Genomic DNA, 26526 nt, shown 5'->3' with positions numbered 1-26526 from the left:
TGATGCTGTCCATCAATACGCTGTAGGAAGACTTGAGTATTTAAATCTTGATTGGAAAATTGAATATGGATTGCACGTTTTTGTGCTGTAAGGCCCAAACTGTCCAAGGCCTGAAATATATTACTCAACATTATTTTAAAAATATTAACTAAAATTTACGCCATTTTATAAACAGCATACAAATCTGTCTATATTTTTAATGTTATGTTCTGCAACGAATATCAAAATAAGCCCTTTATTTTAATATAAATGATTAGAATAATTAGCAATATTTTTTTAAAGATCATTAAATCAAGACACACATCAATCAATATGTTTTATCAAATAAGGCCAATTCTCCCTATTTGATAAAACAGCGATGTTTTCAAAACTAAACTGTCGCTTTAAAATAATCTTCTTTGGGCATATCAATCACTTCAACACAGAGTTGAACGGGATAGTTGAGCTCAGATTGCATATAGCTTTTTTGCTGTAGTTGACGCAACAATGCCGCACCCGCTGCTTGCTTCTGCGCCTGCGTTCGTCCACTCAATATATACAGCTTTAAATGAATATAGGCCTCTTCTGTTTCATTCAAACCAATTAAAAATACGTCATCCTTAAATGCTCGAGATTTAATATCATTTGCGATAAACAATTCCGTTTCAACCAATGCAACATTCGCATCTTTTAATAATTGATGTGGATTTAATTCAGTTAAATTGGCTGAATAGTTGGCAATCAAATGCGGCATTTTTTTATCATTCCTATTCAATAAATAATAAGGCTAAACGGACTTGATCATACGCCATTCGCGGACTAGTGGCTTCCACAATAGGACGTAATTTAATTGCACCATCATCGGTAAAATGTTCGGGATTTTTACGTTTATGCAGACGCTTATAAATCTTGCGCACTTCTTCAATCACTTCATCACCTGGACTGGCCACCGAAATATCCAAACCCTGCTCTTTATGCAGACGTGCCAGATGATTAATAATCGTTGCAGGGGTTAAACCACGCTCATGTGCAATATCTTCAATTTCATAACCCTCTTCAAATAAAGTACGGGTTTCATCCAAGGTCGCTGCGGCATAGTTCTGTTTGGCACCCTTGGCAATTTTCTTTTCATTGCGGGCAATTTCAGTGGCATTCAATGTGCCACCACAATGTCGAATAAAAGCATTATGCTGGGTGGTTAAATCAATATTTTCAAAGTTGGTTTCTGCTTCAGTCGATAATTCCTGAAAACGGCGATCTGCTTTAATCGCCAAGCTATCTAGTTCAAGTGCCTGTTCATTAAAGCCAAGTAGTTTCAGCCCCGTCAGTGATTTTAAACGTGATAAAGCGACATAGCCCTGACCTTTTTCAAAGGTATGAGTCAGATTAATCTCTGCGGCTTCCAAAGTCATTCCCTGACTTTTATGGATCGTAATCGCCCAAGCCAAACGCAACGGAATTTGTTGGAAACTGGCAATCGCCTTCCCTGCTTCATTTTCAATCGACCATGTTTCAGGTTCAACCAAGAAGGTTGTACCATCAGTCAACTTCACTTTAGGCAGAATACCCTGCTTATCGTCTTCTTCAAAACCAATCACCTCACCCAAACTGCCGTTGATATAGCCCATATCAAAGTTGTTTTTAACAAACATCACTTTGGCATTTTTCTTTAAGGTCAGTTCTTCAGGCGCACGCACCGATGATTTTAAGGTTTCCATCAACTTTTCATTGCCATCGATAACCGCATTGAATTGATGGCTTTCATTGTCGATTTCATTGAGATGCTGATAATTAATATTATCGACATCCATATTGTGCGTATATAAACGAGTAAAGGTCTCGCCAATATCGTGCTGACGCGATTGCTGCAAAGCACTAATATGGTTGCTTTGAATATTCTGGGCACGAATCGCATTTAAAATCTGATTGAGAATTTCATCATCCTGACGATGCTGTTCTGTTAGATAACAGACACGGAATTTGGCTTCGACCCATGCATCAGACATAAAGCAGAATTTATCGCGATTGCTTTCATCCTTTTTACCAACGGGCGGTAACTGAAAGAAGTCACCTGCTACAATCACCTGAATCCCACCAAAGGCCTCATCACTTTCTTTAAAGTATTTCAGGACTTGATTGACCAGATTCAGTTGCTTGGCGTGCAACATGGAAATTTCATCAATAATCAGAACTTGGGCATTTTCCAAATGCTCTTTTAAATATTTACGCTCTTTCATTCGTTTCAGATCATCATCACTCAAACGATCTTTAATCCCGATTCCCGCCCAAGTATGAATGGTCATGCCATTCATATGGGTTGCCGCGATCCCTGTCGAAGCGGTAATTGCCACAGGTACTTTACGCGCTTTGAGATAATGGATGTATTGATTAAGCGTATAGGTTTTTCCTGCACCTGCTGAGCCCGTTAAAAAAACATTTTCGCCAGCTTTAAGTAACTTGAGTGCAGTCTCTTGTTTCATAATTTCTTCAGTCAAAATCAACAGCGCATAGCTTAACGATTTTTTACCCAAAATAAAAATGCAATACGAAATCTCACCGAATTTCCTTACCTAATCTCCAACATTGTTGAACGCTTGGTGTCGTAGAATTGCATTGACATACAGATGATTTCATTTAATGTGGTTGTTAATGAATTCAGACTTGATCTATAAAAATGACTACTTCAAATCTCTATGCATATCAACCAGATATACTCGGTGAAAATTACCAGCAACTGACCTTAAATTTTGCTGATGATTATGATGGAAAAGTTGTTGCTACTTTGGTTCGCAAGAAGGCTGCTGAAGCGACCAAAAAAGCGGTTTTATATATTCATGGTTTTGCAGACTATTTTTTCCAAAAAGAAATGGCTGAACAATTTAATCAGCATGGCTACGATTTTTACGCTCTTGACCTGAGAAAATATGGTCGCTCTCGCCTCCCTCACCAAAAATTTTACTATGTGCTTGATTTACGTGAATACGATGCTGAGATCAGCAAAGCACTGGAAATTATCGGTCAAGAAAATCACAATCAAGTGCTACTGGCAGGCCATTCCACTGGCGGTCTAATTGCCACCTTATATGCTGCACATTATCCAGACCATCGCTTAATCAAAGCAGTCTGGAACAACAGTCCATTCTATGATTTCTATAAAAGTGTGCTTGAGAAAAAAGTGGGGATTCCACTCTTGAGCGAAGTAGGCAAACGCCTACCGAATGGCAAATTTCCAAGTGGTCTAAACCAATGGTATACCCCAAGCTTACATAAAGATTTTTATGGTGAGTGGGATTTCAATCTGGATTGGAAACCAAAAACCATGCCTTTTGTGCACTTGTCTTTTGTGACGGCGATTCACGAAGCGCAAAAAGAAATTCATCAAGGTGTGACTTTAAATGTACCGACTTTGATCATGCATTCACATCAATCCAATAATCCAAGAAAATGGGGAATCGACGCTCAACAAAGCGATGTGATTCTCGATGTCAAAGACATGACCCAGAATGCCAAGAAAATGAAAGGTGATGTACAAACCCTGTCCATTCAAAATGGTCTGCATGATTTGGTGTTATCAGCACCGCCTGTGCGTGCACAGGTTTATAAAGATCTATTTGCTTGGTTAGCAGAAAAAATCCAGTAATACTGACGACCCTTTTCAATATCAGGATGCTCAGTGGTCATGGTACTTGCTGAGCATATTTTTAGCAGGATGCGAAGCTGGCAGTAATTCCAGTAAACGTTCAGCAGCATCCACCGCTTCAGGTGAATAGGCCAGATGCTTCAATAAAGCGTCACTGCCCTGTGTCTGAAAAATCGCATGACTCAAACGGGATTCCAAGCCATCTCGCCATGCACATAAAAATGGGCTTTCAGTTTTGGCCAAAAAAATGCCGGTATAACATTGCAGTGCGGTACTGATATAACCGGCATCCAAGGCTTGCTCAAGTTGCAAGAAATCTGCCTCAATGGCAACGTTGAGACGATAAGGTCGTGAACCAAGTGCATCACCCAAACGATCCCTTAAATGCGACATTTCTGCCTTTAAGGTCCCAATACTAACTTTACGCTCACCATAGAGAGCCTGATGTAAATTCTCTAAATTCAACCCCTGCGGGCACAAGGCCAAAATCACCAGAATTTCAATTTGTCTTGGAGTTAAAGTTAAATTCCGTCCGTTCAGCAAGACCTGTGCCGTATTTAAAGTCCGAAAATACAGATGCTGCTGTTGTAACTCCTGCACCGCCATTTGCAAAATTGCGGCACAACGCTCGACGGCCAATAGCCCTAAACTATTGTGGTTTTCCCATGTGGTCGATAAATCCACCACACCTAAAACCTGCTTGGAATAAGGGTCAATGATCGGTGCAGCATAACAAACCCAATCATGCACCGATGCCATATAGTGTTCATTGGAAAATACACAACTCGATTTACGGGTTTTGAGTGAAAGTGCCAAAGCATTGGTACCAACCAACTCTTCCTGCCACTGCCCCCCTGCAACAAAGTGAACTTGTTCAGCAGCATTGCGCATCTGTGTGCAAGATGCTGTCCAGATTATGGTACTGCCCATATCACCAACAGCAAGCACCATTGAAGACTGTTCTGCAATATGTTTAAGATCTTCCCGACAAGCTTGCAAGGCCAAGCTGAGTGAACTTCTTGGTTCAGTCAATTGATTAGATAAAGGGGCAGCCAGACGTTCTTTAGGAATATCAGCCAAACTCGAACGCTCCCATGAGCTGGCAATACTCTGTTCCATTTTTTCAGCATGCTGCGGGTTGAGGCTACTTTGCGTTCTCAGTTGTTCAACCTGCTTGCGCTGTTGCAATAATTCCTTTTTTGTATGCATTTGTAATTCCCTACGTCCTTGACATGCAATTCCAACCTTTTTCCAACCTTTGCCGCGATATGTTCAGTGTTAATAACGTACTTGGTACTTTATTTAAAAATATCACAACACATAAAGGAGTATGTCTATGCGCTATATTGATCCCAATCAATCTGGTTCAAAAATCCATTTCAAAGACCAGTATGAAAACTTTATCGGTGGGCAATGGGTTGCACCAGTCAAAGGAGTTTACTTTGACAATATTTCCCCTGTCGATGGCAAAAGTTTTACCCGTATTCCTCGCTCCAGTGCCGAAGACATTGAACTGGCACTGGATGCTGCCCATAAAGCCAAAAAAGAATGGAACAAATCCTCTCCGACCACACGCTCTAATTTGCTACTAAAAATTGCAGACCGCATGGAAGCCAATTTGGAAATGTTGGCGGTTGCTGAAACCTGGGATAACGGTAAACCAGTCCGCGAAACATTGGCAGCAGATATCCCATTAGCCATTGACCATTTCCGTTATTTTGCAGGCTGTATCCGTGCTCAGGAAGGTGGTATCTCCGAAATTGATGAAGATACCATCGCCTACCATTTTCATGAGCCACTCGGTGTGGTGGGACAAATCATCCCGTGGAACTTCCCGATTTTAATGGCGGCATGGAAACTGGCCCCCGCATTGGCAGCAGGTAACTGTGTAGTAATCAAACCTGCCGAACAAACCCCAGTCGGTATTTTATTGGTGGCGGAACTGATACAGGATCTATTACCAGCAGGTGTCCTCAATATCGTCAATGGTTATGGTGCTGAAGTTGGTCGCCCACTGGCCACCAGCCCACGCATTGCCAAAATTGCGTTTACTGGCTCAACCCAAGTTGGGCAATTGATTATGCAATATGCCACTGAAAACATTATTCCTGTGACTTTGGAGCTCGGCGGAAAATCACCGAATGTATTCTTTGCCGATGTGATGGATCATGACGATGATTTTCTTGATAAAACCCTTGAAGGTTTTGCGATGTTTGCGCTGAATCAGGGTGAAGTCTGCACCTGCCCATCTCGTGCTTTGATTCAAGAAAGTATCGCCGATCAGTTTATGGAAAAAGCCATCGAACGGGTCAAGCGAATTAAGCTTGGACATCCACTCGATACCGACACCATGGTCGGCGCACAAGCATCCTTAGAACAACAAGAAAAAATTCTACGTTGTATTGATACAGGCCGACAAGAAGGTGCTGAAATACTCTTGGGTGGGCATGGTCGTAACGAGGTAGGTAATGGTTATTACATCGAACCGACCATCTTCAAAGGTCATAACCAGATGCAAGTATTTCAGGAGGAAATCTTTGGTCCGGTGCTGTCTGTCACTACATTTAAGGATTTTGATGAAGCCATCCAGATCGCCAATGACACCATGTATGGTTTAGGTGCTGGGGTCTGGTCACGTTCAACCCATACCGCCTATCGTGCTGGTCGAGCCATTGAAGCGGGTCGAGTTTGGACCAATTGTTATCACATCTACCCAGCTCATGCCGCATTTGGAGGCTATAAAAAGTCAGGTGTAGGCCGTGAAAATCATAAAATGATGCTCGATCATTATCAACAAACCAAAAACTTGTTGGTGAGTTATTCAACCAAAGCGATGGGCTTTTTCTAAGTTTGTCGAATGATAAAAATACCGTATAAGTCTTGCGAAAAGAGCTTATACGGTCTTCGACAACCTGATGTTCATTGCTCAATAAACACGCTCTTTCCCTTCAAAACTGGATGATCCAAGCGAATAAAAATTAAATTTTGGCACAAGGTGTGCAACATCGGCATTGCTTTTGCATCTTGCTGATGAGACCCATACACGGAGCTTTGTATGAACAATCAAGACCCTATTTCTGCACTTTCAGCATCAACAACATCTTCCGAAGACTATTTTGCCCAAAGAAAACTCAAGCAAGGTGCCGTGGGCTGGTTATTACTGATCGGTTTAGGGGTCGCCTATGTCATTTCAGGTGATTTCGCTGGCTGGAATTTTGGTATTGCACAAGGCGGTTGGGGTGGCATGTTTGTTGCCACCGCAGTCGTTGCCGTGATGTATCTGTGCCTATGCCTTGCCATGTCTGAAATGGCGACCATGCTGCCAACAGCGGGGGGCGGTTATAGTTTTGCGCGTATCGCATTTGGCCCACTCGGTGGTTATTTAACAGGTACCGCAATTCTGATTGAATACGCGATTGCACCTGCAGCGATTGCGGTCTTTATTGGTGCCTATTGTGAATCGTTATTTGGTATTGGTGGCTGGCAAGTTTATTTAGCCTGTTATCTCATTTTTATGGGTATTCATCTCAAAGGTGCTGGTGAAGCCCTCAAAATTATGTTTGCCATCACATTGGTTGCGGCAATTGCACTGGCTGTTTTTATTGCTGCGATGCTGCCTCATTTTAATTCGCAGAATTTGTTTGATATTCCTGCGGGGCAACAATTTGGCGCAAGCAGCTTTTTACCCTATGGCTATTTAGGCATTTGGGCCGCTGTTCCCTATGCAATTTGGTTTTTCTTGGCTGTTGAAGGTGTGCCCTTAGCCGCAGAAGAAGCTAAAGATCCAGCCAAATCACTGCCACGCGGACTGATTGGTGCGATGTTAATTTTAACCGCTTTTGCCCTACTGATTTTATTTTTGGGCGCAGGTGCAGCCGGTGCCAGTACCTTGCAACACTCCAGTGCACCATTAGTCGATGCGCTCGTCAAAGTCTATGGTCAAGGCACATGGTTGGCAAACTTTGTCAATTTTGTCGGCCTTGCTGGACTCATCGCCAGTTTCTTTTCGATTATCTATGCTTATTCACGCCAAATTTTCGCCCTCTCCCGTGCCGGCTATTTACCTACATCGCTGTCATTAACCAACAAAAATCATGCCCCTTATTTAGCCATCATTATTCCTGGCATTATTGGATTCTTCTTGTCCTTAACTAAAGAAGGAGATTTACTGATTTTAATTGCAGTCTTCGGTGCGACCATTTCTTATGTCTTGATGATGCTGTCACATATTAAGCTCCGCGTATCTCGGCCCTTAATGCACCGCCCCTATAAAACACCTGGTGGTATCGTAACCTCAAGCATTGCCTTAATTTTAGCTGCCATCGCAGTTGTCGCAGGTTTTCTGGTCAATCCTAAAGTGTGGTGTATTGCAGCAGGCATTTATATGGTCTTTATTGCCTATTTTATCTTTTACAGCCGTCATCAACTCATTCAAGGAACACCAGAAGAAGAGTTTGCCCAGATCACCGCAGATGAAAAGCAATAATCAGGAAGATTAAGGAGAAGCGCATGCGTTACCGTCAAATCGTCGCCCAGCAACACTATCAGTTTGCTGATCTTAAAACCTTGCTGGCAAAAGCCACCCCTTTACGTTCTGGCGATCAACTGGCAGGCGTTGCGGCACAGGATGCAACTGAACGTGTTGCTGCACAAATTACGCTGGCAGAAGTGCCTTTAAAAAACTTTTTAAATGAAACCGTGGTGGACTACGAAAGCGATGAAATTACCCGTCTGATTATTGATGAACATCGTGCTGATCTGTTTGCACCGATTGCACATTTTACGGTTGGTGATTTCCGCAACTGGTTACTGAGTGAAGATGCAACTACAGACAAACTGCAACAACTTGCAGCAGGTCTCACACCTGAAATGGTCGCAGCTGTGAGTAAAATCATGCGTAATCAAGACTTGATTTATGTTGCAAGCAAATGTGAAGTGGTGACCAAGTTCCGTAATACTATTGGCTTGAAGGGACATTTATCCACCCGACTGCAACCCAACCATCCTACCGATGATGTGCTGGGTATTTCCTCCAGTATTTTGGATGGTTTAATGTATGGCAATGGTGATGCGGTGATCGGGATTAATCCTGCAACCGATAATCTGCATAATTTATCTGAACTGTTAAAACTGATCGATCACGTCATTCAGGAATATCAAATTCCGACCCAGTCTTGTGTTCTGACCCATATCAGTTCAGGCATTCAACTGGCAGAAAAAAATGTTCCAATTGACCTGATGTTTCAATCCATCGCAGGTACACAGAAAGCCAATGAGGGTTTTGGTATTTCTCTTGCCATGCTACAAGAAGGTTATGAAGCGACGTTGGCTTTAAACCGCGGTACGCTCGGCAACAATGTGATGTACTTTGAAACAGGCCAAGGCAGTGCCCTGTCCAGCAATGCACACCACGGCGTAGATCAACAAACCATTGAAGCGCGTGCCTATGCCGTGGCGCGTAAATACAATCCTTTATTGGTCAATACCGTAGTTGGTTTTATTGGCCCTGAATATCTGTATGACGGCAAACAAATTATCCGTGCGGGTCTGGAAGATCATTTCTGCGGCAAACTGCTCGGTCTGCCGATGGGCTGTGATATTTGCTATACCAATCATGCTGATGCCGACCAAAACGATATGGATGTGCTGCTGACCCTATTTGGTACGGCGGGAATTAATTTTATTATGGGCATTCCGGGTTCAGACGATGTGATGCTGAATTATCAAACCACTTCCTTCCATGATGCACTATACCTCAGACAACTGCTTGGGCTACAGCCTGCACCTGAGTTTGCATCTTGGTTAGAACAGCAAGGTATTTTAAAACAGCAACAACAGCATATTCATTGGGCAGAACAGATGCCTGCTCAATTCTCCAAGTTATTGATGCATTGAATTGAGGAGAATCAAATGAAACTTTCCAAAGACATTCAATTTCCTGCACAGGCGCATCAAGACCCGTGGGAAACCCTAAAACAGTTTACCGATGCCCGTATTGCCATTGGACGTGCAGGTTGCAGTATCCCAACCCGCGCTTTGCTGGATTTCCAACTCAGCCATGCTCAGGCCAAAGATGCGGTTTTTCAGTGCTTAAATGTTGAATTGCTGACTGAGCAATTACAGCAATTGGGACTCAATCCCATCCATGTGCAAAGTCAGGCAGAACATAAAGAGCTGTATTTAAAACGACCTGATTTAGGACGTTTACTTTCAACCGATTCGATGCAACAACTTCAGCAGATGCAACAAGATCAGCAGCGTTATGATGTCTGCATCGTGATTGGTGATGGTTTATCTGCCCGCGCCATTGAAGAAAATGCACTGCCTTTTATACAAGCACTAATCCAACCTTTTGCAGAACAACAATGGTCTTTAGCACCCGTTGTGATTGCCACAGGCAGTCGTGTTGCTTTAGGTGATGAAGTCGCTGAAATTTTTCAGGCGCGTATGCTGATTATGCTGATTGGTGAGCGTCCGGGTCTCAGTTCGCCTGATAGCATGGGACTCTATTACACCTTGGATGCATTCAGTGGCTGTCTGGATTCACAACGCAACTGTATTTCAAATATTCGTCCCGCAGGATTAAGTATTCCGATTGCTACTCAACGTTTACTGGCTTTAATGCATAATTCCAAACGACTGGGGCTTTCTGGCGTTGACTTGAAGGATGAACATGTTATTCCAACTCTAGAAGACAATCATCAACCTAAACTGCTTTTTTAAAATGGCGATGTGGGCAATACTATTTTTAAGCGCCGCCCACAGCGTACAACATCAAGACATCTGTCTTAAAAATGATTTAAGATACAACATAATTTTTATCCAATTGGTACTCGGTTATGACCCTCGCCGCTCATCTCAAAACTGTTTATGCCATTCAACATCTTGCTTTTGAAGACCTAGGCTCCTTAGAAGATATTTTTTATCAATTCGGTTTCCGTGTCCGTTATTTCGAAGCGGGTGTCGATGATCTGAGTCCTGCACTTAATTATGAAGGCTTAACCGTAATTCTTGGCGGTCCAATCGGCGTCTATGAAACCGAGGACTATCCATTTTTAGTAGATGAAATTGCAGGTTTAAAACAACGTTTAAAAGCTAATAAACCAACGATTGGGATTTGCTTAGGTGCACAACTGATTGCGCATGCATTGGGTGCAAAAGTCTATGCAGGACACCAAAAAGAAATCGGTTGGAGTCAGTTGGACATTAAAGCAGTTGAACACAACCCTTTAACTGCACTGGAAAATGTCGAAGTCCTGCATTGGCATGGCGATACCTTTGATTTGCCTCCAAATGCAACTTTATTAGCAAGTTCTGCAATTTATCCAAACCAAGCTTTTTCTATTGGCAACAATATTTTGGCACTGCAATTTCATCTTGAGGTGGTTGGGCAAAGTTTTGAGAAATGGCTGATCGGGCATACCTGTGAAATACGCCATGCAGGCTTATCCATTCCTCAATTGCGTCAAGATAATCAAGCTTATGCAATGCAACTTGAAAATCAAACCGTAAAAGTAATCCAGCATTTCCTCGACCGTTTAGGTTTGAACTCAAACGTTTCTTGATATTACTCTCAATGATCTACCCGCTACGACGAAACCGATGCAGCGGGTTGCTCTACTATCAAAAAATATAAAAAATCTTTTTTTATTAAGTCCTATACCTGCATGTAAATAAACACTTTATATCGTTATTCATAACGTTATAGGACAATTTTAAAAGCTTAAGCTCAAAATATTGAAATAGCATCTCAGTCACAATAAGATTGATCAAAACATAGGGTCATCACTCTATATTATTAATATTTTAGTGATTGCAAAAATGGTATTTTTAAAATTTATCAAAAGTTTTAATACGATTAATACTTACTTAGTCGTATCTGTTTTTTTCTTAATTGCTCTTTTGATTTATTTCTACCAAATCAATCCTACTTAATTTTAAAATAAGAAACATCAATCATGAACAGATTGTCCCTGTGACTATTTAGGTTGCATTTTTATTTGAAAAAAAGACCTAATATAAATTAGGCCTTTTTATAATTATTTCTTATCTGCTTTAAAGCTATCTTTCAGATCCAGAATACGGTTAAACACCGGCTTATCCGTTTGATGATCATATTGATCCGCAACAAAATAACCTTCACGTTCAAACTGGAAACGATCTTCAGGTTTTGCTTGTGCTAAAGCAGGCTCAATCACCGCTTGTACCACTTGCAGCGATTCTGGATTTAAATGTACCAAGAAATCATCATCTGCATCTGGTGCTGCTTCGTTAAACAAACGATCGTAAATACGAACTTCCGCAGGTACACCTTTGCTCGCAGAGACCCAATGAACCACACCTTTCACTTTACGCCCTTCAGGGTTTTTACCTAAAGTTTCAGGGTCGATTGAACACTTCAACTCAACCACTTCACCATTGGCATCTTTAATCACTTCATCGCACTTGATCACATAAGCATGGCGTAAACGCACTTCACCCTCAGGAATCAAACGTTTGAAACCTTTTGGTGGTACTTCTTCAAAATCTTTACGATCAATATAAAGTTCACGCGTTAACGGAATGATACGTTCGCCCATATCCACGTTTGGATGACGTGCATGAGTGAGATCCAATTCTTCAGGTAAATTAGTCAAGGTTACTTTCAATGGATTAAGTACTGCCATGCCACGTGCGGCGGTATTTTCCAATGACTGACGAATACAGAACTCAAGCATTGCCACATCGACAATACCATCCGTTTTAGAAACACCAACACGCTTACAGAAATCACGCAGACCTTCAGCGGTAAAACCACGACGACGCATTCCCACAACCGTTGGCATGCGTGGATCATCCCAGCCCTGTACATAATTGCCTTCAACCAATTTACGCAATTTACGTTTAGAAGTAATCGTATAGTCGATATTTAAACGTGAAGATTCATACTGACGCGGTACGGCTTGCGAATGTACTTTCTCTACAATCCAGTCATAGAATGGACGATGGTCTTGGAATTCTAAAGTACACAATGAGTGAGTAATACCTTCAATCGCATCCGACAATGGATGAGCATAGTCATACATTGGGTACATTTTCCATTTATCACCGGTTTGGTGATGCTCTGAATGCAATACACGATAAAGAATCGGATCACGCATATGCACGTTCGGGCTAGCCATATCAATTTTGGCACGGAGGACAGCACCACCCTCTTGAATTTCACCATTACGCATTTGTTCAAAACGCGCAAGGTTCTCCGCAACGGTTGCATCGCGATACGGTGAGTTTTTACCTGGCTCAACGAAATTACCACGGTTCAGCTTGATTTCTTCTGGGGTTTGCAAATCAACATAAGCATCCCCTTGTTCAATCAATTGAACAGCCCATGTATAAAGTTGATCGAAATAACCTGATGCATAACGAGGCTCACCATTCCAGTTAAAGCCCAACCATTTCACATCATTGGCAATACCATCAACGTATTCTTGCTCTTCGGCATCTGGATTCGTGTCATCGAAGCGTAAATTACATAAACCTTCGAACTCTTCAGCGATACCAAAGTTCAAACAAATCGCTTTCACGTGACCAATATGTAGATAACCATTTGGCTCAGGTGGGAAACGTGTCACTACTTTTTGGGTACGCCCTTCTTTAAGATCATCGGTAATCACTTGACGAACAAAGTCTAAGCCTGCCTGTTGTTCTTGCTGCGCGGCATCGACAGAGGCATGGGTATTCGGCGTCGGGGTCTTTGGCAGTTCAGAAACAACATCATTTGGCTTCATAGGGTGTAAATCACTTCTTACAGTTAAAAATGGGAAATAAAAACGCAATCTTTGCTATTTATGAAAGATTTTAACGTTTTTTACTTGCCTTGTAGTTTACAGTTTGCTTATGCTTCTCTCAACCAAAAACCCATGGTCAATTTGCCCATGTTTAGGAGATTAATGTAATGAGTTTTCCTCAAGTCGAATTAAACACCAACAAAGGTCGTATTGTTCTTGAGCTTAACGCTGAAAAAGCACCAAAAACGGTTGCAAATTTCTTAGAATATGTACGTGACGGTTTCTATGACGGCGTAATTTTCCACCGCGTGATTGATGGTTTTATGATCCAAGGCGGTGGCATGGACGAAAACTTCAAAGAAAAAGCAACCCGTGATTCAATCGAAAACGAAGCTGACAACGGCTTAAGCAACGATGAAGGCACAATTGCAATGGCGCGTACTCAAGCTCCGCACTCTGCATCTGCTCAATTCTTTATCAATGTTAAAAACAACTCTTTCTTAAACCACACTGGTAAAACAGCACAAGGCTGGGGTTATGCAGTATTTGGTAAAGTTGTTGAAGGTCTTGATATCGTAGAAGCGATCAAAGGCGTACGTACAGGTAACCGTGGTTATCACGCAGACGTTCCTTTAGAGAACGTTGTTATTGAATCTGCTAAAATTATCTCTGAATAAAAATCTCCCCTAACCCCTCTTTAAAAAAGAGGGGAACTCCTCCCTTTGTAAAGGGAGGTTGGGAGGGATTATAAAATAGGATAAAAGTGTGACCTACCTGTTTATTTCAGATCTACACTTGTCACCTGATCACCCTCGACTCGTTCGAGGGTTTTTAGCTTTATTGAAACAATACCAGCATAGAAACACGCAGCTCTATATTTTGGGTGATTGGTTTAATGCTTGGATTGGAGATGATTACACCGCCCCATGGTTAGATGAAATTGTCAGCGCTTTGCAAAAATTCACCGCATCGAATAACCAAATTTATTTCCAAGTGGGTAATCGTGATTTTGCCTTAGGTCAAAAATTCTTAAAACAATTCGATGGCATTTTACTGCCTGACGTTTATACCTTAAATATTCAGCAGCATACATTCCGACTGGAACATGGCGATGCACTCTGTACCGATGATGTTGCCTACCAGCGTTTTCGTAAAGTGATTCGAAACCCTCTACTACTCGGCTTTCTGAAAAGCTTGCCACTCAGCTTTAGACAAAAACTTGCCAATGGTTTCCGGAAAAAAAGTAGCGAAACAAAACAGCTGAAAAGCTATGACATTATGGATGTCAATGCTCAAGCAGTCGAATCCGTGATTGAACACGTTGATTATTTAATTCACGGCCATACCCATCGTCCAGAGATTCACCATGTCCTGAATAAACAGCGTATTGTTTTAGGCGATTGGCGAGCAGATTCAGCTTGGATTTTAGAGCTCAATGAGCAAGAAAATTATCAATTAGATTTTAAACAGTGGAATTATTAACACTCAAGACATATAAGTAAAATCAATAAATTAATATAAATTTCTTTAAATAAAATTTACTCCCAATATCATATAGCTGTAATTTTTAGTTTCATTTTATTTTAGCAAAACTTAACAATGCTCATCTATATTGAATTTACACAACACAATTCAGGATGATTTTTCGATGCTAAAAAGAATGTCTTTTCTCACTTTGTTAATTATTTCGACCAACTCTGCTTTCGCAGATGACTCAAATCTCATAAATGAGGCAGAAGCTTTAGCAATTGATGCAAAATTCTATGCAGCTTCATATGATGTACCTTATGATGAGGCCATACGAAGATTATTGATTATGCATGGGGCATCTTCTGATATTTCCAATATCAGAAATAATGTAAAAAATGATCTACAAGGAATGTATTTTGACAACAGTAAAAATGACTTTGCGTTAAAAGTGAATGTTGAGAATTACTCTAAAAATTTACCAACATCATTAACGATTAAGCCTATGCCTTCACAAGCAGTCCAAAGCATTATCTCAAGTAAAGGAAATTCTAATTTAAGAAAACAATTTAATATTAGCGATGCAGACATCAGAACAGTGGCTACACAATATTCACAACCATTGTCCGCTCCTATTAATTTTAGTCAACAAAATTATAAAACAAAAGAACAACGTTTAAAGAATATTGAATCTAAACGAGAGCAGCTAAAAAAATCACTCCCAGAACTACAGTTAGTCTATGACGATGAGAAAACAGGAAATGCGAAAGTGTATGTTAAATCGGATAAAGGCAATGCAAAACAAATAGCAGAAGTCCTTTTGGCTGTTCCTGTTGAAATTAGAGTTGTTCCTTTTGGGGGAAGAGTGGCTACTCGAGGAGGGTTACCTTTAAAAAGCTCGAATATTCCTGTTTGTTTTAGTGGCTTTATAGGTAAACGCCTTTCTGATAATAAGTTGGGCATAATTACAGCTGGTCATTGTGCAAATGATAAAAACTACTCTAATTATCAATATACTGATAAAGATGGGACGACATATTCAATAAACACCCTACCTGCGAATCAGCCACTAGTGGATGGCGTGATGACAGTGTTGCCGACCTTGGATTTCTTCCAGCAGGAACATCTACAGCCCAAGCCGCTAAAGCCGAATTTTATGCAGATTCAAGTGTCAATTTTCGAAAGTTAACAGCGACAAAAACTCGTACAGGAACTCCATATGATAATGGTACAGTTAATGGTGCATATATTTGCCATTTGGGCAAAACAGGTGAACTTGTAAGTACACTTACACAAAGTTGTGGTGAGGTGGATAGTATAAATAGCTCGAATGCAGATGGTAATGGCAATACATTTGTTGTTGTAAAAAATACCAATGGGAATGCAGGGCATGATCATACAACTGGACAAGGTTCTTTACGTTGCTATCCTGGAGACAGCGGCGGTCCTTGGTTTGCATTAACCACTGGGTATGGAATCATGCATAGCTGTGCATGGCAAACACAAAATAACTCTTCTACACCAGTGACTATAGCGATCTATACAAGTCTCGATTATTTAAATTCTATAGGTACTGCCATTGTTACACAATAAATTACCCCAACTATTCATAATAGGGCTTTCTTGTTTTGTATTTAGTGGCTGTACCACTAAATCGAAATCTGCAAGCACACCTATACCTCAGGTAGAAAATATTTCACAGAATGAAATCAACTTAATGACATACCAGAAAATGGGCAAAGGGTCCCGACTCACTTTTATTTTGGGTGTACTTCAGAAGGATATAAATAAGTGTATCTATATTTCCACTGGACAGAGAGATATCCCTATTATTTTTCCGAATAGTTTTAAAGTAAAAAATAATATTATTTCAGATGGGAATATCGAACTTGAAATTGGCCAAAAAATCATGGCAATAGGACATGCAACTTCAGTAGATAATGCAATCTCTACTTTAAACATTCCTTATTATGATTGTTTAAATAAAAAAGAAATCGTTTGGATCTATGGACAATAAATTTATAAACATAGGGTAAATAACAATGGCAGGACATGATGTCAAGATCATGTTCCTGCCAAGTTATTCAATATAAGTAGCTTTGTTTCATAAAAATTTAAGGCTGTACTAGATTTGCATTATGCTAATCTAGTACAGCCTTAAATTTTAAAATCGAGTAAATGACGGATGGATACTTTAGCTACGGCAAAAACACGTTACGCCACAAAAGCTTATGATGCAGAAAAAAAAATTCCCCAAGCGCAGTTTGAGAAGCTGTTAGAAGTATTACGTTTCAGCCCTTCCTCAGTCAATATTCAACCGTGGCACTTCTTGGTTGCAGAATCTGACGAGGCAAAGCAGCGTATCGCATCAGCATTGACAGGCAATTACATCTATAACGCAGCCAAAGTTCTCAATTCTTCACATACGCTCGTATTTTGTACCCGTACTGATATTTCTGCTGAGTACCTAGAGCAACTCTTACAGCAAGATGATCTCAGTGGTCGCTTTAAAGATGAAGCAGCAAAACAAGGCCAGCGAGATACCCGTTCTGGTTATGTTGAGTTTTATCGTAATGAACTTAAAAATCTTCCTGCATGGATGGAAAACCAGACTTACCTTGCACTCGGACAACTGTTGTTTGCAGCAGGCTTAGAAGGCATTGATGCCACCCCAATGGAAGGATTTGACCGAACACTGATTGATCAAGAGTTTGGATTAACCGAAAAAGGGCTAAAAGCCTCTGTAGTTGTTGCTTTAGGTTATCGCAGCGAAACGGACTTCAATGCCAAACTACCTAAATCACGACTCCCAGATGAGGTTGTTTTTACCCGTCTCTAATGATTTATTCTCAGGGAGTAACGCGGCTTACTCCCTTATTTTATTTCATCATTGCTTTGGCCAAACACAGAACTGCGACCACCCCACTGATCAATCCAATCCAGGTATAGGCCTTTAACCGTTCTTTAAATAGTACCACGCCACTGAGTACCCCCAATACCACGACAAGAATATTCATGCCCGCAAAAACAATCGCAGGAGTTTCTTTAAATAGCATGTGGGCTTTTACATATAAGGCGATATTGGCAAAATTCAACACACCTAAGAACAAACCAGTAAAAATGTTTTTAGGCTGCCAGTTCGGCTGAGTAATTGCGATATAAGCAATGGATAGAATGAAGGCTGCGATAAATGTTAAATTCAGCGTGACCGCAAACTGTAAACCTAAGCTACTACTATATTTTAGCAATACATCAATCGCAGCATAACCCGCCCAGACACTAAACAAAAACAAGGCTGATTTTAAATTCACGCCTTTACTTGCCTGTTCCGTGGCTTGACCGATGATAATCGCTAAAATCGCGATGATTCCTAGCCCCACTCCAATTAATTTTAATTGGCTAAACTGCTCGCCAAAAATAAAATAGGCTGCTAATAACGAAAGTATCACGGCTAAGCGCTGAGCAATCTCCGTTTTCAGAATCCCAGCAAATTGCAAAGACTTTGCTAAGCATAAAAATATACTGGGCAATAACACGGCTAAAGTGAGAATTAACCACCATGGGGTATTATTTAAAGAGATATGTGTAATATCAGTTTTAAACCAATAAAAACATAAGAGACTTGCGCTTAAATAATTCCACGCAATCATTTGAAAAACATCGAATCCCTTTGCTTTTAGGTATTTCAGTAAAATCGAAACCAATACACTACAACATGCCGCGGCTACAATCATTTCCATAGTATTTATTCTAGCTTTCTCATAGACAAAAAAATGCCAGTCTATTCTAAGACTGGCATTTTATTAAAGATCATCGATCAATTAACGATTGTTTTCGTCTTCTTGACCATCTTCAAATTTAGTTTCGCCGTCGAAGCCACCTTGATGACCGAAGCCACCTTGACCACCGAAGCCACCTTGACCGCCGAAGCCGCCGCCTTGACCACCGAAGCCACCTTGACCACCAAAGCCACCTTGACCACCGAAGCCGCCGCCTTGACCGCCGAAGCCGCCTTGACCACCGAAGCCGCCACCTTGACCACCGAAGCCACCAGCAGCGCCTTGACCACCGAAGCCACCAGTCGCACCTTGTGCAGGGAAGCCACCAGCAGTACCTTGAGCACCAGCTGGACGTGGGTTACGCGCAGGAACAACTGTAGAAATCGCGTGTTTATAAACCATTTGACTTACAGTGTTTTTCAACAAAACAACATATTGGTCAAATGACTCAATATGACCCTGCAATTTGATACCGTTTACAAGGAAAATAGAAACTGGAATACGTTCTTTACGGAGAGAATTTAAGAACGGATCTTGTAAAGTTTGACCTTTAGACATTTTTAACTCCAAAAAATTTTTAAATCAGCGCAAAAAAACTATCTTTATTTTTCAACTAAAAATTATAAAAAGACAGCCTGCGAATTTTGCTTTATCCAAAGAAGTTTCGCAAGTCTTCTTTCGCCTGCTTTATCGTCACGTAAGTTTTAAAATCGTGTAATTCTTGCAAAGAACGTAACCAAGTGTATTGACGTTTGGCTAATTGCCTCGTCGCAAAAAGGGCTTTGTTCTCCATTTCTACTTTATTTTTGAGACTTAGGTCACTTTTTAGTAAAAAATCCAAAGCTTGACGATAACCGACGGACCGCATGGACGGTAAATTATCATTTAAATCGTATTTTTTAATCAATTCCTCTACTTCATTTAAAAAACCAATGTTCCACATTTTGCTTAATCTTTGCTCAATGCGTTGATGTAATTCTAAACGATCTGGCATCAATGCGTAGTTATGAAATATGTAACGATATGGTTGATTTTTGGGCTGTTCAGCTTGTAGTTTTGTTATCGGCTCGCCTGTAATTCGATAGACTTCCAATGCTCGAATAATTCGTTGTTTATCTGAGACTTTAAATTTTTGCCCTGCAACAGGATCAACAGCTACTAACTCATCATAAACCGCTTGCCAGCCTTCATGATCAGCCTTAGCAACAATTGCATCACGGATTGCTTGGTCAGCATTTGGCAAATTATTCGCTAGCCCTTCTAACAGTGCTTTAAAATATAGCATTGTGCCACCGACCAAAATCGGGGTTTTACCGCGTGCATGCATATCATCGACCAATGGGCAGACATCTTCAACAAATTGTGCTGCTGAATAAACCTCTAAAGGCGTAATAATATCAATCAAATGATGCGGATATTGTTGTTGCTCTTCTTTGGTTGGCTTTGCTGTGCCAATATCCATATCTTTATACACTAAAGCCGAATCAACTGAAATTAGCTCAAAATTACCACGCTCATAGAGTTCACATGCCAATGCAGTTTTACCACTTGCGGTAGGCCCCATTAAATTGATGACGGGCAATTGATTTGACATGTAAAACTACTCTCCTCGAGCAAATAATTTATCTAATTGATGAAGTGGAAATGCGCGCCAAGTCGGACGACCATGATTACATTGACTGGCAAATTCTGTTTGTTCCATTTGACGCAATAAAGCATTCATTTCCGATAGGCTTAACTGGCGATGTGCACGTACAGCACCATGACACGCCATACCCGCAAGTAGCTCATCACGTTTTTGCAATAAACCTCGCGCCTCGTCATTCGGATCAAGATCATTTAACAATTCAGGAACTAAATTTCCGAAATCAGCTTTATGCAAAATCGCAGGTACACCACGCACAATCACCTGCTCATCGCCATACTGATCAATTTCCAGACCTAAGCGCTGCAATTGTGGTTGTAAATCTTCAACGCGAGTCGCTTGCATTCGCGTAATCGAAACAACTTTAGGAATCAATAGTTGCTGTGAGGTCCAGAATTCAGGTTTATCCCATGCCGACTTCATCTGCTGCAACAAAATACGTTCATGTGCTGCATGCATGTCCACAATAATCAGGCCTTCAGTATTTTGCGCCAAAATATAGATGCCATGTAGTTGTGCGATTGCGATTCCTAAAGGAAACTCATCCACACGTGATGGCCCATGATCATTTCCATCTTCTGTTTCTTCACGTAAAGGCGCTAAATAGCTTTTGAGTGCATTATTTAACTGTGCAGAGCCGTTATAACGTGGTTCTTGTGGTGTTGAATTATACTGCACTGCTTGTGGACGGCTTTGATTAAACTCAGCCAATAAATCTGTCGAAACAGCAACCTGCTGATTGGCTTGTCGCTCAGGCTCAGCGACTGCTCGATGCAAATTAAATTGTTCTTGGTATTTAGGTTGAGGCTGATAATTAAAATGTTCTGCTGAAGCTTCATCTGTTTTCATTGCTTGTGCTAAATCTGCACTGGCGGTCTGAAATTGAGACAAAGTTGCTTTGGCATAGTGACGTACAAATTCATGCACTTCACGCTGATTTAAAAACCGAATTTCATGCTTGGTCGGATGTACATTCACATCAATATTTTCAGGATCAACTTCTAAAAACAATAAATAAGATGAATATTGATGACCATGCAAAATCCCTTCATAGGCCATACGTAAAGCGTGTGAAATGGTTTTATCTTTGACAATACGACCATTCACATAGACATATTGCATGTCAGCCTGCGCACGTGCATCAGAAGGGTGTCCCAACCAGCCCGACAAACGCATATTGATACTTTCAGCATCAATCCAGTAGGCATTTTGAATAAACTGTTGACCCAATAATTGCTGAACACGTTGATAACGTAACTCACCGCTATCCGCCACAGGCAGATTTAAACGAATATTATCGTTATGTTCCAGTACAAAGCGAATATCAAAATGCGTCAACGCCAAACGGCGCACAATTTCTTCAATATGATTAAATTCAGTGCTTGGTTTTTTTAAGAATTTACGACGCGCTGGCACATTAAAAAATAGATCTTGGACACGAATATGCGTGCCTTTTTGTGCAGCCACTGCTTGGATCTGTTGATGATCGAATGCCGTACCGTTCACTTCAACCTGATATCCCACACCCTGCTCATCTTGGCTACTGGTCAAAGTTAAACGTGATACAGCTGCAATTGATGCCAATGCCTCACCACGGAATCCTAAACTAACAATGGCATGTAAATCATCTGCAGTTTGAATTTTACTGGTGGCATGACGCATCACAGCCAAAGGTAAATCCTCAGCGTGAATACCATTACCATTATCAATGATTTCAATCAGGGTCGAGCCGCCTTGTGCCACTCGAATAATCAGTTCAGTTGCACCAGCATCAATCGAGTTTTCTAATAATTCTTTGACTACTGATGAGGGACGTTCAATCACCTCACCCGCAGCAATCTGGTTGGCTAAGGCAGCATCTAGGGTATGAATACGACGAGTTGAATCATGCGCCATTCAATTGTTCCTGCAAAGTTTGTGATAAAGCATCAGACGCCGTGGTCAAAGTCACGAATCGAGTCAGTTCATCTTCCGATTTTTGAATATCAATCACAATATCTGGTTTTGGAATTTCATCACCACCTTTCGATGGCCATTCAAATAAAAATAAAGCATCAGGTGTATCTAAATAATCACGGATACCCATTAACTCTAACTCATAGGGATCATTCAAACGATACAGGTCAAAATGAAAGATCTCTTTACCTTGAATGGTATAAGGTTCAACCAAGGTATAAGTTGGACTTTTGACCGCCCCCTGATGCCCTAACTTTTGTAGAAAATAACGGGTAAATGTGGTTTTTCCTGCACCCAAATCACCAATTAAATAAATAATGCCTGAGTGCACATGCTGAGACAGTATTTGTGCAAAATGTTGAGTGTCTTGTTCATGATTTAGAGTAAATTTCACTGAAGATGACATGGCAAATAAAACAAAATTGGGATGGCAGCTATGATAACATTGCCCTGCTTTAAAGCCTAATCCATAGAAAGAAGTTGCTACTTTTTAATCCAATTACTATTTCAATTTTAAAGGATAGAAATGTCTTCCGAATCTTTATATATAGAGTGTGAATGTCATGGTCAAAATTACGCTGCAGTTGTATGTGGACATTTGATTCATAATAACAATAATCAACCTCTAGGCTTTATTGAAAATGTTTCAAACCCAACAAATCTGCAAGGATGGTGTTTAGCATGTGAATATGTTTTTACTCAAGAAAATGGTATGACAGATAAGTTTCATAATTTTAATAAAATGACTGTTGTATGCACTCAATGCTATAACGAGATAAAGAGTAAACATGATATCTACCCAGTTCTGCAATCTTCATAAAGCTGCTATTTACTAAATATGATTGATTCTACAATTCTCTTCCATCCCCCGCTCATCAATGGTGTCAGCGCCAGTAAAGTCTTTTTACCTCATGATGTTTCGGTACATACCATTTTTGATTATCTCTGCCAACACTTCCCCCATATTCTGGCGAGCGAATGGCAACAGCGTTTTGCAGATGAGCTAATTTATGCAGCAGATGGGACCAAACTCAAATTTGACAGCCCCTATACCCCCAATACGCATATTTTCTACTATCGTTTCCTTGCTCACGAAATTCATGTGCCATTTCAGCATGAAATTTTATTTGAAAATGATGATCTACTTGTCGTCGATAAACCGCACTTTTTAACCATGAGTCCGACAGGTCAATATGTGCAAGAAACCCTTTTGGTCAGACTAAAAAAACAAACAGGCTACGTCGACCTTACCCCAATTCATCGACTTGATCGTGAAACTGCAGGTGTGGTTCTATTCTGTAAAAAGGCAAGCTCAAGAGGCATCTATCAACAACTTTTTGCCGACAGAAAAGTGCAAAAAACCTACCATGCAATCGCAGCTTATCGCTCTGAACTGCATTTTCCGCAAATTTTGCAGCTCCATTTAGAAAAAAGTCAGCCTTTTTACACCATGCAAATTGATCCAAAAAAACCAGCTAATACTGAAACTTTGCTTGAATTATTGATGCATGATCAATGCTATGCCAAATATAAACTCAGCCCTAAAACAGGCAAACAACATCAATTGCGTGTTCATTTAAATTATCTGAATATTCCAATACTTAATGATTCTTTTTACCCCAATATTCAACATAAAGCAGAAGATGATTTTAGCCATCCTTTACAATTACTGGCCAAAGAAATTCAATTTTTTGACCCAATTTTAAAACAGGAAATGCGCTTTAGCTCTCACTTTGAACTTGCATTGCCACCACAACGTAATGACAAAAATTCTATTTTTTCACTTCAAAAATATTGAAATTACATTGCAATGGTTTAAAATACATGACGATAACTAAAAATATGTGGTTACTTTCTTCATGCGAAAAACAGAAGTTTATCAGGTTCGCCTCGATTCACAGGAAAAGAAGCAAGCTTTTGCTGTATTTAAACAGCTAGGGATCTCCCCTGCTCAAGCCGTTCGCCTTTTCTTCAAACAAGTGGTGCTGACCAAGTCAATTCCTTTTGCGATTGAAAACCAGAACATCAACATGGAACAGTTGCTTAAACTGCGTAAATCTAAAGCCGCAGCCAATGCTGAAAATCCATCTCTAACCGAGATTGAAGATGATCATGAAGATTTATTTGAAGAGTTGAATGCACTGCTTGGTGAGAGTGACAAAACTTAACAATGTTGCATTTATAAACAAGTTTTTATTTTTTAAGCTGAATTTTTTTCGCTATCCTGACAGTCCTAATAAAATTATAAGTGTAAGGATGGACAGGAATGATTGTTAAGCGAGCAACAAAGGAAGATCTTCATCAACTTGCTGTCTTGTTTGACGAATACCGTCAGTTCTACGGTGCATCATCAAATATTGAACAATCGTATCAATTTTTAAAACATCGCTTTGACAACAAAGACAGTGTTATTTTTATTCATGTTAAAGATGACGTATTTACAGGCTTTGTCTTGCTCTATCTGGCTTTTTCTTCAGTGGCTTGTGAAACTTATTACATCCTCGATGATGTCTATGTCACGCCATCTTACCGCAAACAAGGCTCCGCAAAACAATTGATTGATACAGCTATTTTGTTTGCACGCCATGAAAATGCACAACGCATCAGTCTTGAAACGCAAAAGAACAATTATCAATCTCACCGTCTTTATGAACAAATGGGCTTTATTCAAGACAGTGAGTTCAAAACCTTTCATTGTTTTTTAAAGTGACGGCTGCTCAAGCGCAATATTTTGGCTTAACTGTTTTTGCGAAGGCGTAAGATACATCCATTCACCTTGTTTTAATTCAGGCAACTCAAGTAAACCCACTTGATGACGGTGTAAAGTTTCAACCTTATTACCTACCGCAGCCAACATTCTTTTGACTTGGTGATAGACCCCCTGATGAATGGTCATCGCCAATTGATGGTTTGAGAAAAGCTGGACATCTGTTGCAGCATACACCCCTTTTTCATTTCGAAGTTCAACGCCCTGCTCTAATCCAATCTTCTGCTCAGCTGTGACAGGATCAGCAGTGGTGACATGATAGACTTTCGGTACATGTTTACGTGGATGAGTCAATGCTTGTAGATATTGACCATCGTCAGTCAGTAACAATAAACCCGTCGTGTCCTGATCCAGACGACCGACACATTGAATACCTCGATGAAGCAAAATTTCAGGGAAAAGGCTAAAGACACTCTTATGATGCGTGGCCTGATGCGAACATTCATAACCCTGAGGTTTATTTAAAACAATGTAGACATGCTCTCGATATTGATATTCTTCGCCGAATACCTGAAAGCGAAGTTGATCCGTGGCAATATTCTGCTTGGGATTGTCGCAGATCTGATTATCGATCTGAACAGAACCATTTTTTATTAACTGCTGGCAATACTTACGTGAACCAAAGCCTTGTGATTGCAAAATTTTTTCCAGCAGCATACATACGCCCTAATCTAAACTACGGCTATTGTACCCGATTCCCACGTTCATCGTTGGCTACTACGCATTCATTCTTTATTTTTATAATTTATTCACAATCTCTTCACTTGTAATACAACCCATACAAAACCATCGTCAAACTCTCTCAATCCAGATATTGCACTCCATATTTTCGCTTAAAAGTCTTGTTACATTTGTCGCAAGCAAAAAGAATATTGTCCAAAAGAATGGATAAGGAGTTTCACCATGAAATCGAATATGTGGTTATGTAGCGTTATCTTAGCAGCATCTTCAATGATGACTGTTGCACATGCCGACAATACTACACGTGTTGCAGCAACCTCAGCCCTAGGTAGTGTAGTGGGTACTGCCCTAGGTAAACAACTCGGTGGTGATACTGGTGCCATGATTGGGTCAGCCATTGGCGGTGCGGGTGGCGCAGCTGCTTCAAGTAATCGACGTGATCGCACTGAAGCTGCTATTGGTGGTGGTTTAGGTGGCGTGGGCGGTTATACCGTTGGCCGTAATATGGGTGGAAGCAATGGTGGCTATATTGGTGCTGCACTCGGTGCTGCTGGTGGTGCTGCCTTAGGTCAAAAGGTAGGTCAAGACCGCGATGCGGATCGCCGTTATGATGATCGTCGTTACGACCGCCGTTATGACAACCGCCGTTCTTATGATGATCGCCGTTATTATAATTCGCGTGAAAGCTACCGTCATGACAATGGTCGCCATCGTGGTTGGTACAAACACCGTTAATCAGATCAAAACGTTTAACCCTTTTAGCGCCCTCGGGCGCTTTTTTTTATTTCAGACAATAAAAATATATCGATCAAAAACGATATACAAAACCCAACTTGTATCGTATT

General features: G+C 40.7%; 28 protein-coding genes. 17 read left to right on the top strand and 11 right to left on the bottom strand.

Annotated elements, in window-relative coordinates; all coding sequences use genetic code 11:
• The 3 genes from F957_RS22120 to F957_RS12120 form a co-directional block, all read right to left on the bottom strand.
• Positions 1 to 131: hypothetical protein (locus tag F957_RS22120; protein ID WP_016660292.1), on the bottom strand; the 131-nt coding region annotated here is incomplete at its 3' end.
• Between the two features lie 239 nt (positions 132 to 370).
• Positions 371 to 733, bottom strand: a complete 363-nt coding sequence (locus tag F957_RS12115; protein WP_016541001.1) for a 5-carboxymethyl-2-hydroxymuconate Delta-isomerase — start codon at positions 731 to 733, stop codon at positions 371 to 373.
• 13 nt (positions 734 to 746) lie between these two features.
• Positions 747 to 2459: an AAA family ATPase gene (locus F957_RS12120; protein WP_016660291.1), complete on the bottom strand. Its 1713-nt coding sequence runs from the start codon at positions 2457 to 2459 to the stop codon at positions 747 to 749.
• A gap of 194 nt (positions 2460 to 2653) precedes the next feature.
• Here F957_RS12120 and F957_RS12125 point away from each other — a divergent pair, with 194 nt between their 5' ends.
• Positions 2654 to 3619 carry an alpha/beta hydrolase gene (locus tag F957_RS12125; RefSeq protein ID WP_016540999.1) on the top strand — a complete coding sequence of 322 codons (966 nt, stop codon included), beginning with the start codon at positions 2654 to 2656 and terminating at the stop codon, positions 3617 to 3619.
• A gap of 30 nt (positions 3620 to 3649) precedes the next feature.
• Here F957_RS12125 and F957_RS12130 read toward each other — a convergent pair whose 3' ends face one another.
• The gene (locus tag F957_RS12130; protein WP_016540998.1) at positions 3650 to 4828 is read right to left on the bottom strand and encodes an ArsR family transcriptional regulator; all 1179 of its coding nucleotides are present in this window, start codon (positions 4826 to 4828) and stop codon (positions 3650 to 3652) included.
• Positions 4829 to 4955: 127 nt separating this feature from the next.
• Here F957_RS12130 and exaC point away from each other — a divergent pair, with 127 nt between their 5' ends.
• From exaC to F957_RS12155, 5 genes are all read left to right on the top strand, one after another.
• Complete coding sequence (gene exaC / locus F957_RS12135) at positions 4956 to 6467, top strand: acetaldehyde dehydrogenase ExaC (protein WP_016540997.1); 1512 nt, start codon at positions 4956 to 4958, stop codon at positions 6465 to 6467.
• A gap of 207 nt (positions 6468 to 6674) precedes the next feature.
• Positions 6675 to 8105 carry an ethanolamine permease gene (eat, locus tag F957_RS12140; RefSeq protein ID WP_016540995.1) on the top strand — a complete coding sequence of 477 codons (1431 nt, stop codon included), beginning with the start codon at positions 6675 to 6677 and terminating at the stop codon, positions 8103 to 8105.
• 23 nt (positions 8106 to 8128) lie between these two features.
• On the top strand, positions 8129 to 9514 hold the full coding sequence (locus F957_RS12145) for an ethanolamine ammonia-lyase subunit EutB (RefSeq protein WP_016540994.1): 1386 nt from the start codon (positions 8129 to 8131) through the stop codon (positions 9512 to 9514).
• Between the two features lie 15 nt (positions 9515 to 9529).
• A complete protein-coding gene (eutC, locus tag F957_RS12150; protein WP_016540993.1) occupies positions 9530 to 10342 on the top strand; it encodes an ethanolamine ammonia-lyase subunit EutC in 813 nt (270 codons plus the stop codon).
• Between the two features lie 116 nt (positions 10343 to 10458).
• A complete protein-coding gene (locus F957_RS12155) occupies positions 10459 to 11184 on the top strand; it encodes a glutamine amidotransferase (protein WP_016540992.1) in 726 nt (241 codons plus the stop codon).
• A gap of 474 nt (positions 11185 to 11658) precedes the next feature.
• Here the strand turns inward: F957_RS12155 and F957_RS12160 are convergent, their stop codons facing one another.
• Positions 11659 to 13386, bottom strand: a complete 1728-nt coding sequence (locus F957_RS12160) for a glutamine--tRNA ligase/YqeY domain fusion protein (protein WP_016540991.1) — start codon at positions 13384 to 13386, stop codon at positions 11659 to 11661.
• A 167-nt stretch (positions 13387 to 13553) separates the two neighbouring features.
• Here F957_RS12160 and F957_RS12165 point away from each other — a divergent pair, with 167 nt between their 5' ends.
• From F957_RS12165 to nfsB, 6 genes are all read left to right on the top strand, one after another.
• Positions 13554 to 14063 carry a peptidylprolyl isomerase gene (locus F957_RS12165; RefSeq protein ID WP_004661403.1) on the top strand — a complete coding sequence of 170 codons (510 nt, stop codon included), beginning with the start codon at positions 13554 to 13556 and terminating at the stop codon, positions 14061 to 14063.
• 88 nt (positions 14064 to 14151) lie between these two features.
• Positions 14152 to 14868, top strand: a complete 717-nt coding sequence (locus F957_RS12170; protein ID WP_016540990.1) for a UDP-2,3-diacylglucosamine diphosphatase — start codon at positions 14152 to 14154, stop codon at positions 14866 to 14868.
• Between the two features lie 166 nt (positions 14869 to 15034).
• Positions 15035 to 16042 carry a chymotrypsin family serine protease gene (locus F957_RS12175; protein ID WP_016540989.1) on the top strand — a complete coding sequence of 336 codons (1008 nt, stop codon included), beginning with the start codon at positions 15035 to 15037 and terminating at the stop codon, positions 16040 to 16042.
• A 119-nt stretch (positions 16043 to 16161) separates the two neighbouring features.
• Positions 16162 to 16446 (top strand): hypothetical protein, encoded by a 285-nt coding sequence (locus tag F957_RS12180; protein WP_016540988.1) that lies wholly within the window; start codon positions 16162 to 16164, stop codon positions 16444 to 16446.
• The gene (locus F957_RS12185; RefSeq protein ID WP_228129630.1) at positions 16433 to 16870 is read left to right on the top strand and encodes a hypothetical protein; all 438 of its coding nucleotides are present in this window, start codon (positions 16433 to 16435) and stop codon (positions 16868 to 16870) included. Before F957_RS12180 ends, F957_RS12185 begins: the two co-directional genes overlap by 14 nt.
• Positions 16871 to 17038: 168 nt before the next feature.
• Positions 17039 to 17692 carry an oxygen-insensitive NAD(P)H nitroreductase gene (gene nfsB / locus F957_RS12190; RefSeq protein WP_016540986.1) on the top strand — a complete coding sequence of 218 codons (654 nt, stop codon included), beginning with the start codon at positions 17039 to 17041 and terminating at the stop codon, positions 17690 to 17692.
• Positions 17693 to 17732: 40 nt separating this feature from the next.
• Here nfsB and F957_RS12195 read toward each other — a convergent pair whose 3' ends face one another.
• From F957_RS12195 to tsaE, 5 genes are all read right to left on the bottom strand, one after another.
• Positions 17733 to 18593 (bottom strand): EamA family transporter, encoded by an 861-nt coding sequence (locus F957_RS12195; RefSeq protein ID WP_016540985.1) that lies wholly within the window; start codon positions 18591 to 18593, stop codon positions 17733 to 17735.
• Between the two features lie 81 nt (positions 18594 to 18674).
• Positions 18675 to 19190: an RNA chaperone Hfq gene (gene hfq, locus F957_RS12200; protein ID WP_016540984.1), complete on the bottom strand. Its 516-nt coding sequence runs from the start codon at positions 19188 to 19190 to the stop codon at positions 18675 to 18677.
• Positions 19191 to 19281: 91 nt separating this feature from the next.
• Positions 19282 to 20226 (bottom strand): tRNA (adenosine(37)-N6)-dimethylallyltransferase MiaA, encoded by a 945-nt coding sequence (gene miaA, locus F957_RS12205; protein WP_016540983.1) that lies wholly within the window; start codon positions 20224 to 20226, stop codon positions 19282 to 19284.
• Between the two features lie 6 nt (positions 20227 to 20232).
• On the bottom strand, positions 20233 to 22173 hold the full coding sequence (gene mutL, locus F957_RS12210; RefSeq protein WP_016540982.1) for a DNA mismatch repair endonuclease MutL: 1941 nt from the start codon (positions 22171 to 22173) through the stop codon (positions 20233 to 20235).
• Positions 22163 to 22639 carry a tRNA (adenosine(37)-N6)-threonylcarbamoyltransferase complex ATPase subunit type 1 TsaE gene (tsaE, locus tag F957_RS12215; RefSeq protein ID WP_016540981.1) on the bottom strand — a complete coding sequence of 159 codons (477 nt, stop codon included), beginning with the start codon at positions 22637 to 22639 and terminating at the stop codon, positions 22163 to 22165. Before tsaE ends, mutL begins: the two co-directional genes overlap by 11 nt.
• 120 nt (positions 22640 to 22759) lie before the next feature.
• Here tsaE and F957_RS12220 point away from each other — a divergent pair, with 120 nt between their 5' ends.
• The 4 genes from F957_RS12220 to F957_RS12235 all read left to right on the top strand — a co-directional run bounded on the left by F957_RS12220 (position 22760) and on the right by F957_RS12235 (position 24943).
• Positions 22760 to 23053 carry a hypothetical protein gene (locus F957_RS12220; protein WP_004654374.1) on the top strand — a complete coding sequence of 98 codons (294 nt, stop codon included), beginning with the start codon at positions 22760 to 22762 and terminating at the stop codon, positions 23051 to 23053.
• Positions 23054 to 23071: 18 nt separating this feature from the next.
• Positions 23072 to 24031 (top strand): pseudouridine synthase, encoded by a 960-nt coding sequence (locus tag F957_RS12225; RefSeq protein WP_016540980.1) that lies wholly within the window; start codon positions 23072 to 23074, stop codon positions 24029 to 24031.
• 61 nt (positions 24032 to 24092) lie between these two features.
• Positions 24093 to 24401 carry a type II toxin-antitoxin system RelB/DinJ family antitoxin gene (locus tag F957_RS12230; RefSeq protein WP_016540979.1) on the top strand — a complete coding sequence of 103 codons (309 nt, stop codon included), beginning with the start codon at positions 24093 to 24095 and terminating at the stop codon, positions 24399 to 24401.
• A 98-nt stretch (positions 24402 to 24499) separates the two neighbouring features.
• Positions 24500 to 24943, top strand: a complete 444-nt coding sequence (locus F957_RS12235; RefSeq protein ID WP_004654380.1) for a GNAT family N-acetyltransferase — start codon at positions 24500 to 24502, stop codon at positions 24941 to 24943.
• Here the strand turns inward: F957_RS12235 and F957_RS12240 are convergent.
• Positions 24935 to 25657 (bottom strand): pseudouridine synthase, encoded by a 723-nt coding sequence (locus tag F957_RS12240; protein ID WP_016540978.1) that lies wholly within the window; start codon positions 25655 to 25657, stop codon positions 24935 to 24937. The two genes, F957_RS12235 and F957_RS12240, sit on opposite strands and share 9 nt — an antisense overlap.
• Positions 25658 to 25903: 246 nt before the next feature.
• On the opposite strand from F957_RS12240, the gene F957_RS12245 reads away from it, so the two are divergent.
• Entirely contained in the window at positions 25904 to 26416 is a 513-nt protein-coding gene (locus F957_RS12245) for a glycine zipper 2TM domain-containing protein (protein WP_005204696.1), read from the top strand.
• The last annotated feature ends 110 nt before the right edge of the window (positions 26417 to 26526 follow it).

Origin of the sequence: Acinetobacter gyllenbergii CIP 110306 = MTCC 11365 (assembly GCF_000413855.1) — a bacterium.
Taxonomy (GTDB): Bacteria; Pseudomonadota; Gammaproteobacteria; order Pseudomonadales; family Moraxellaceae; genus Acinetobacter; species Acinetobacter gyllenbergii.
This window is presented reverse-complemented; position numbering and strand designations above follow the sequence as displayed.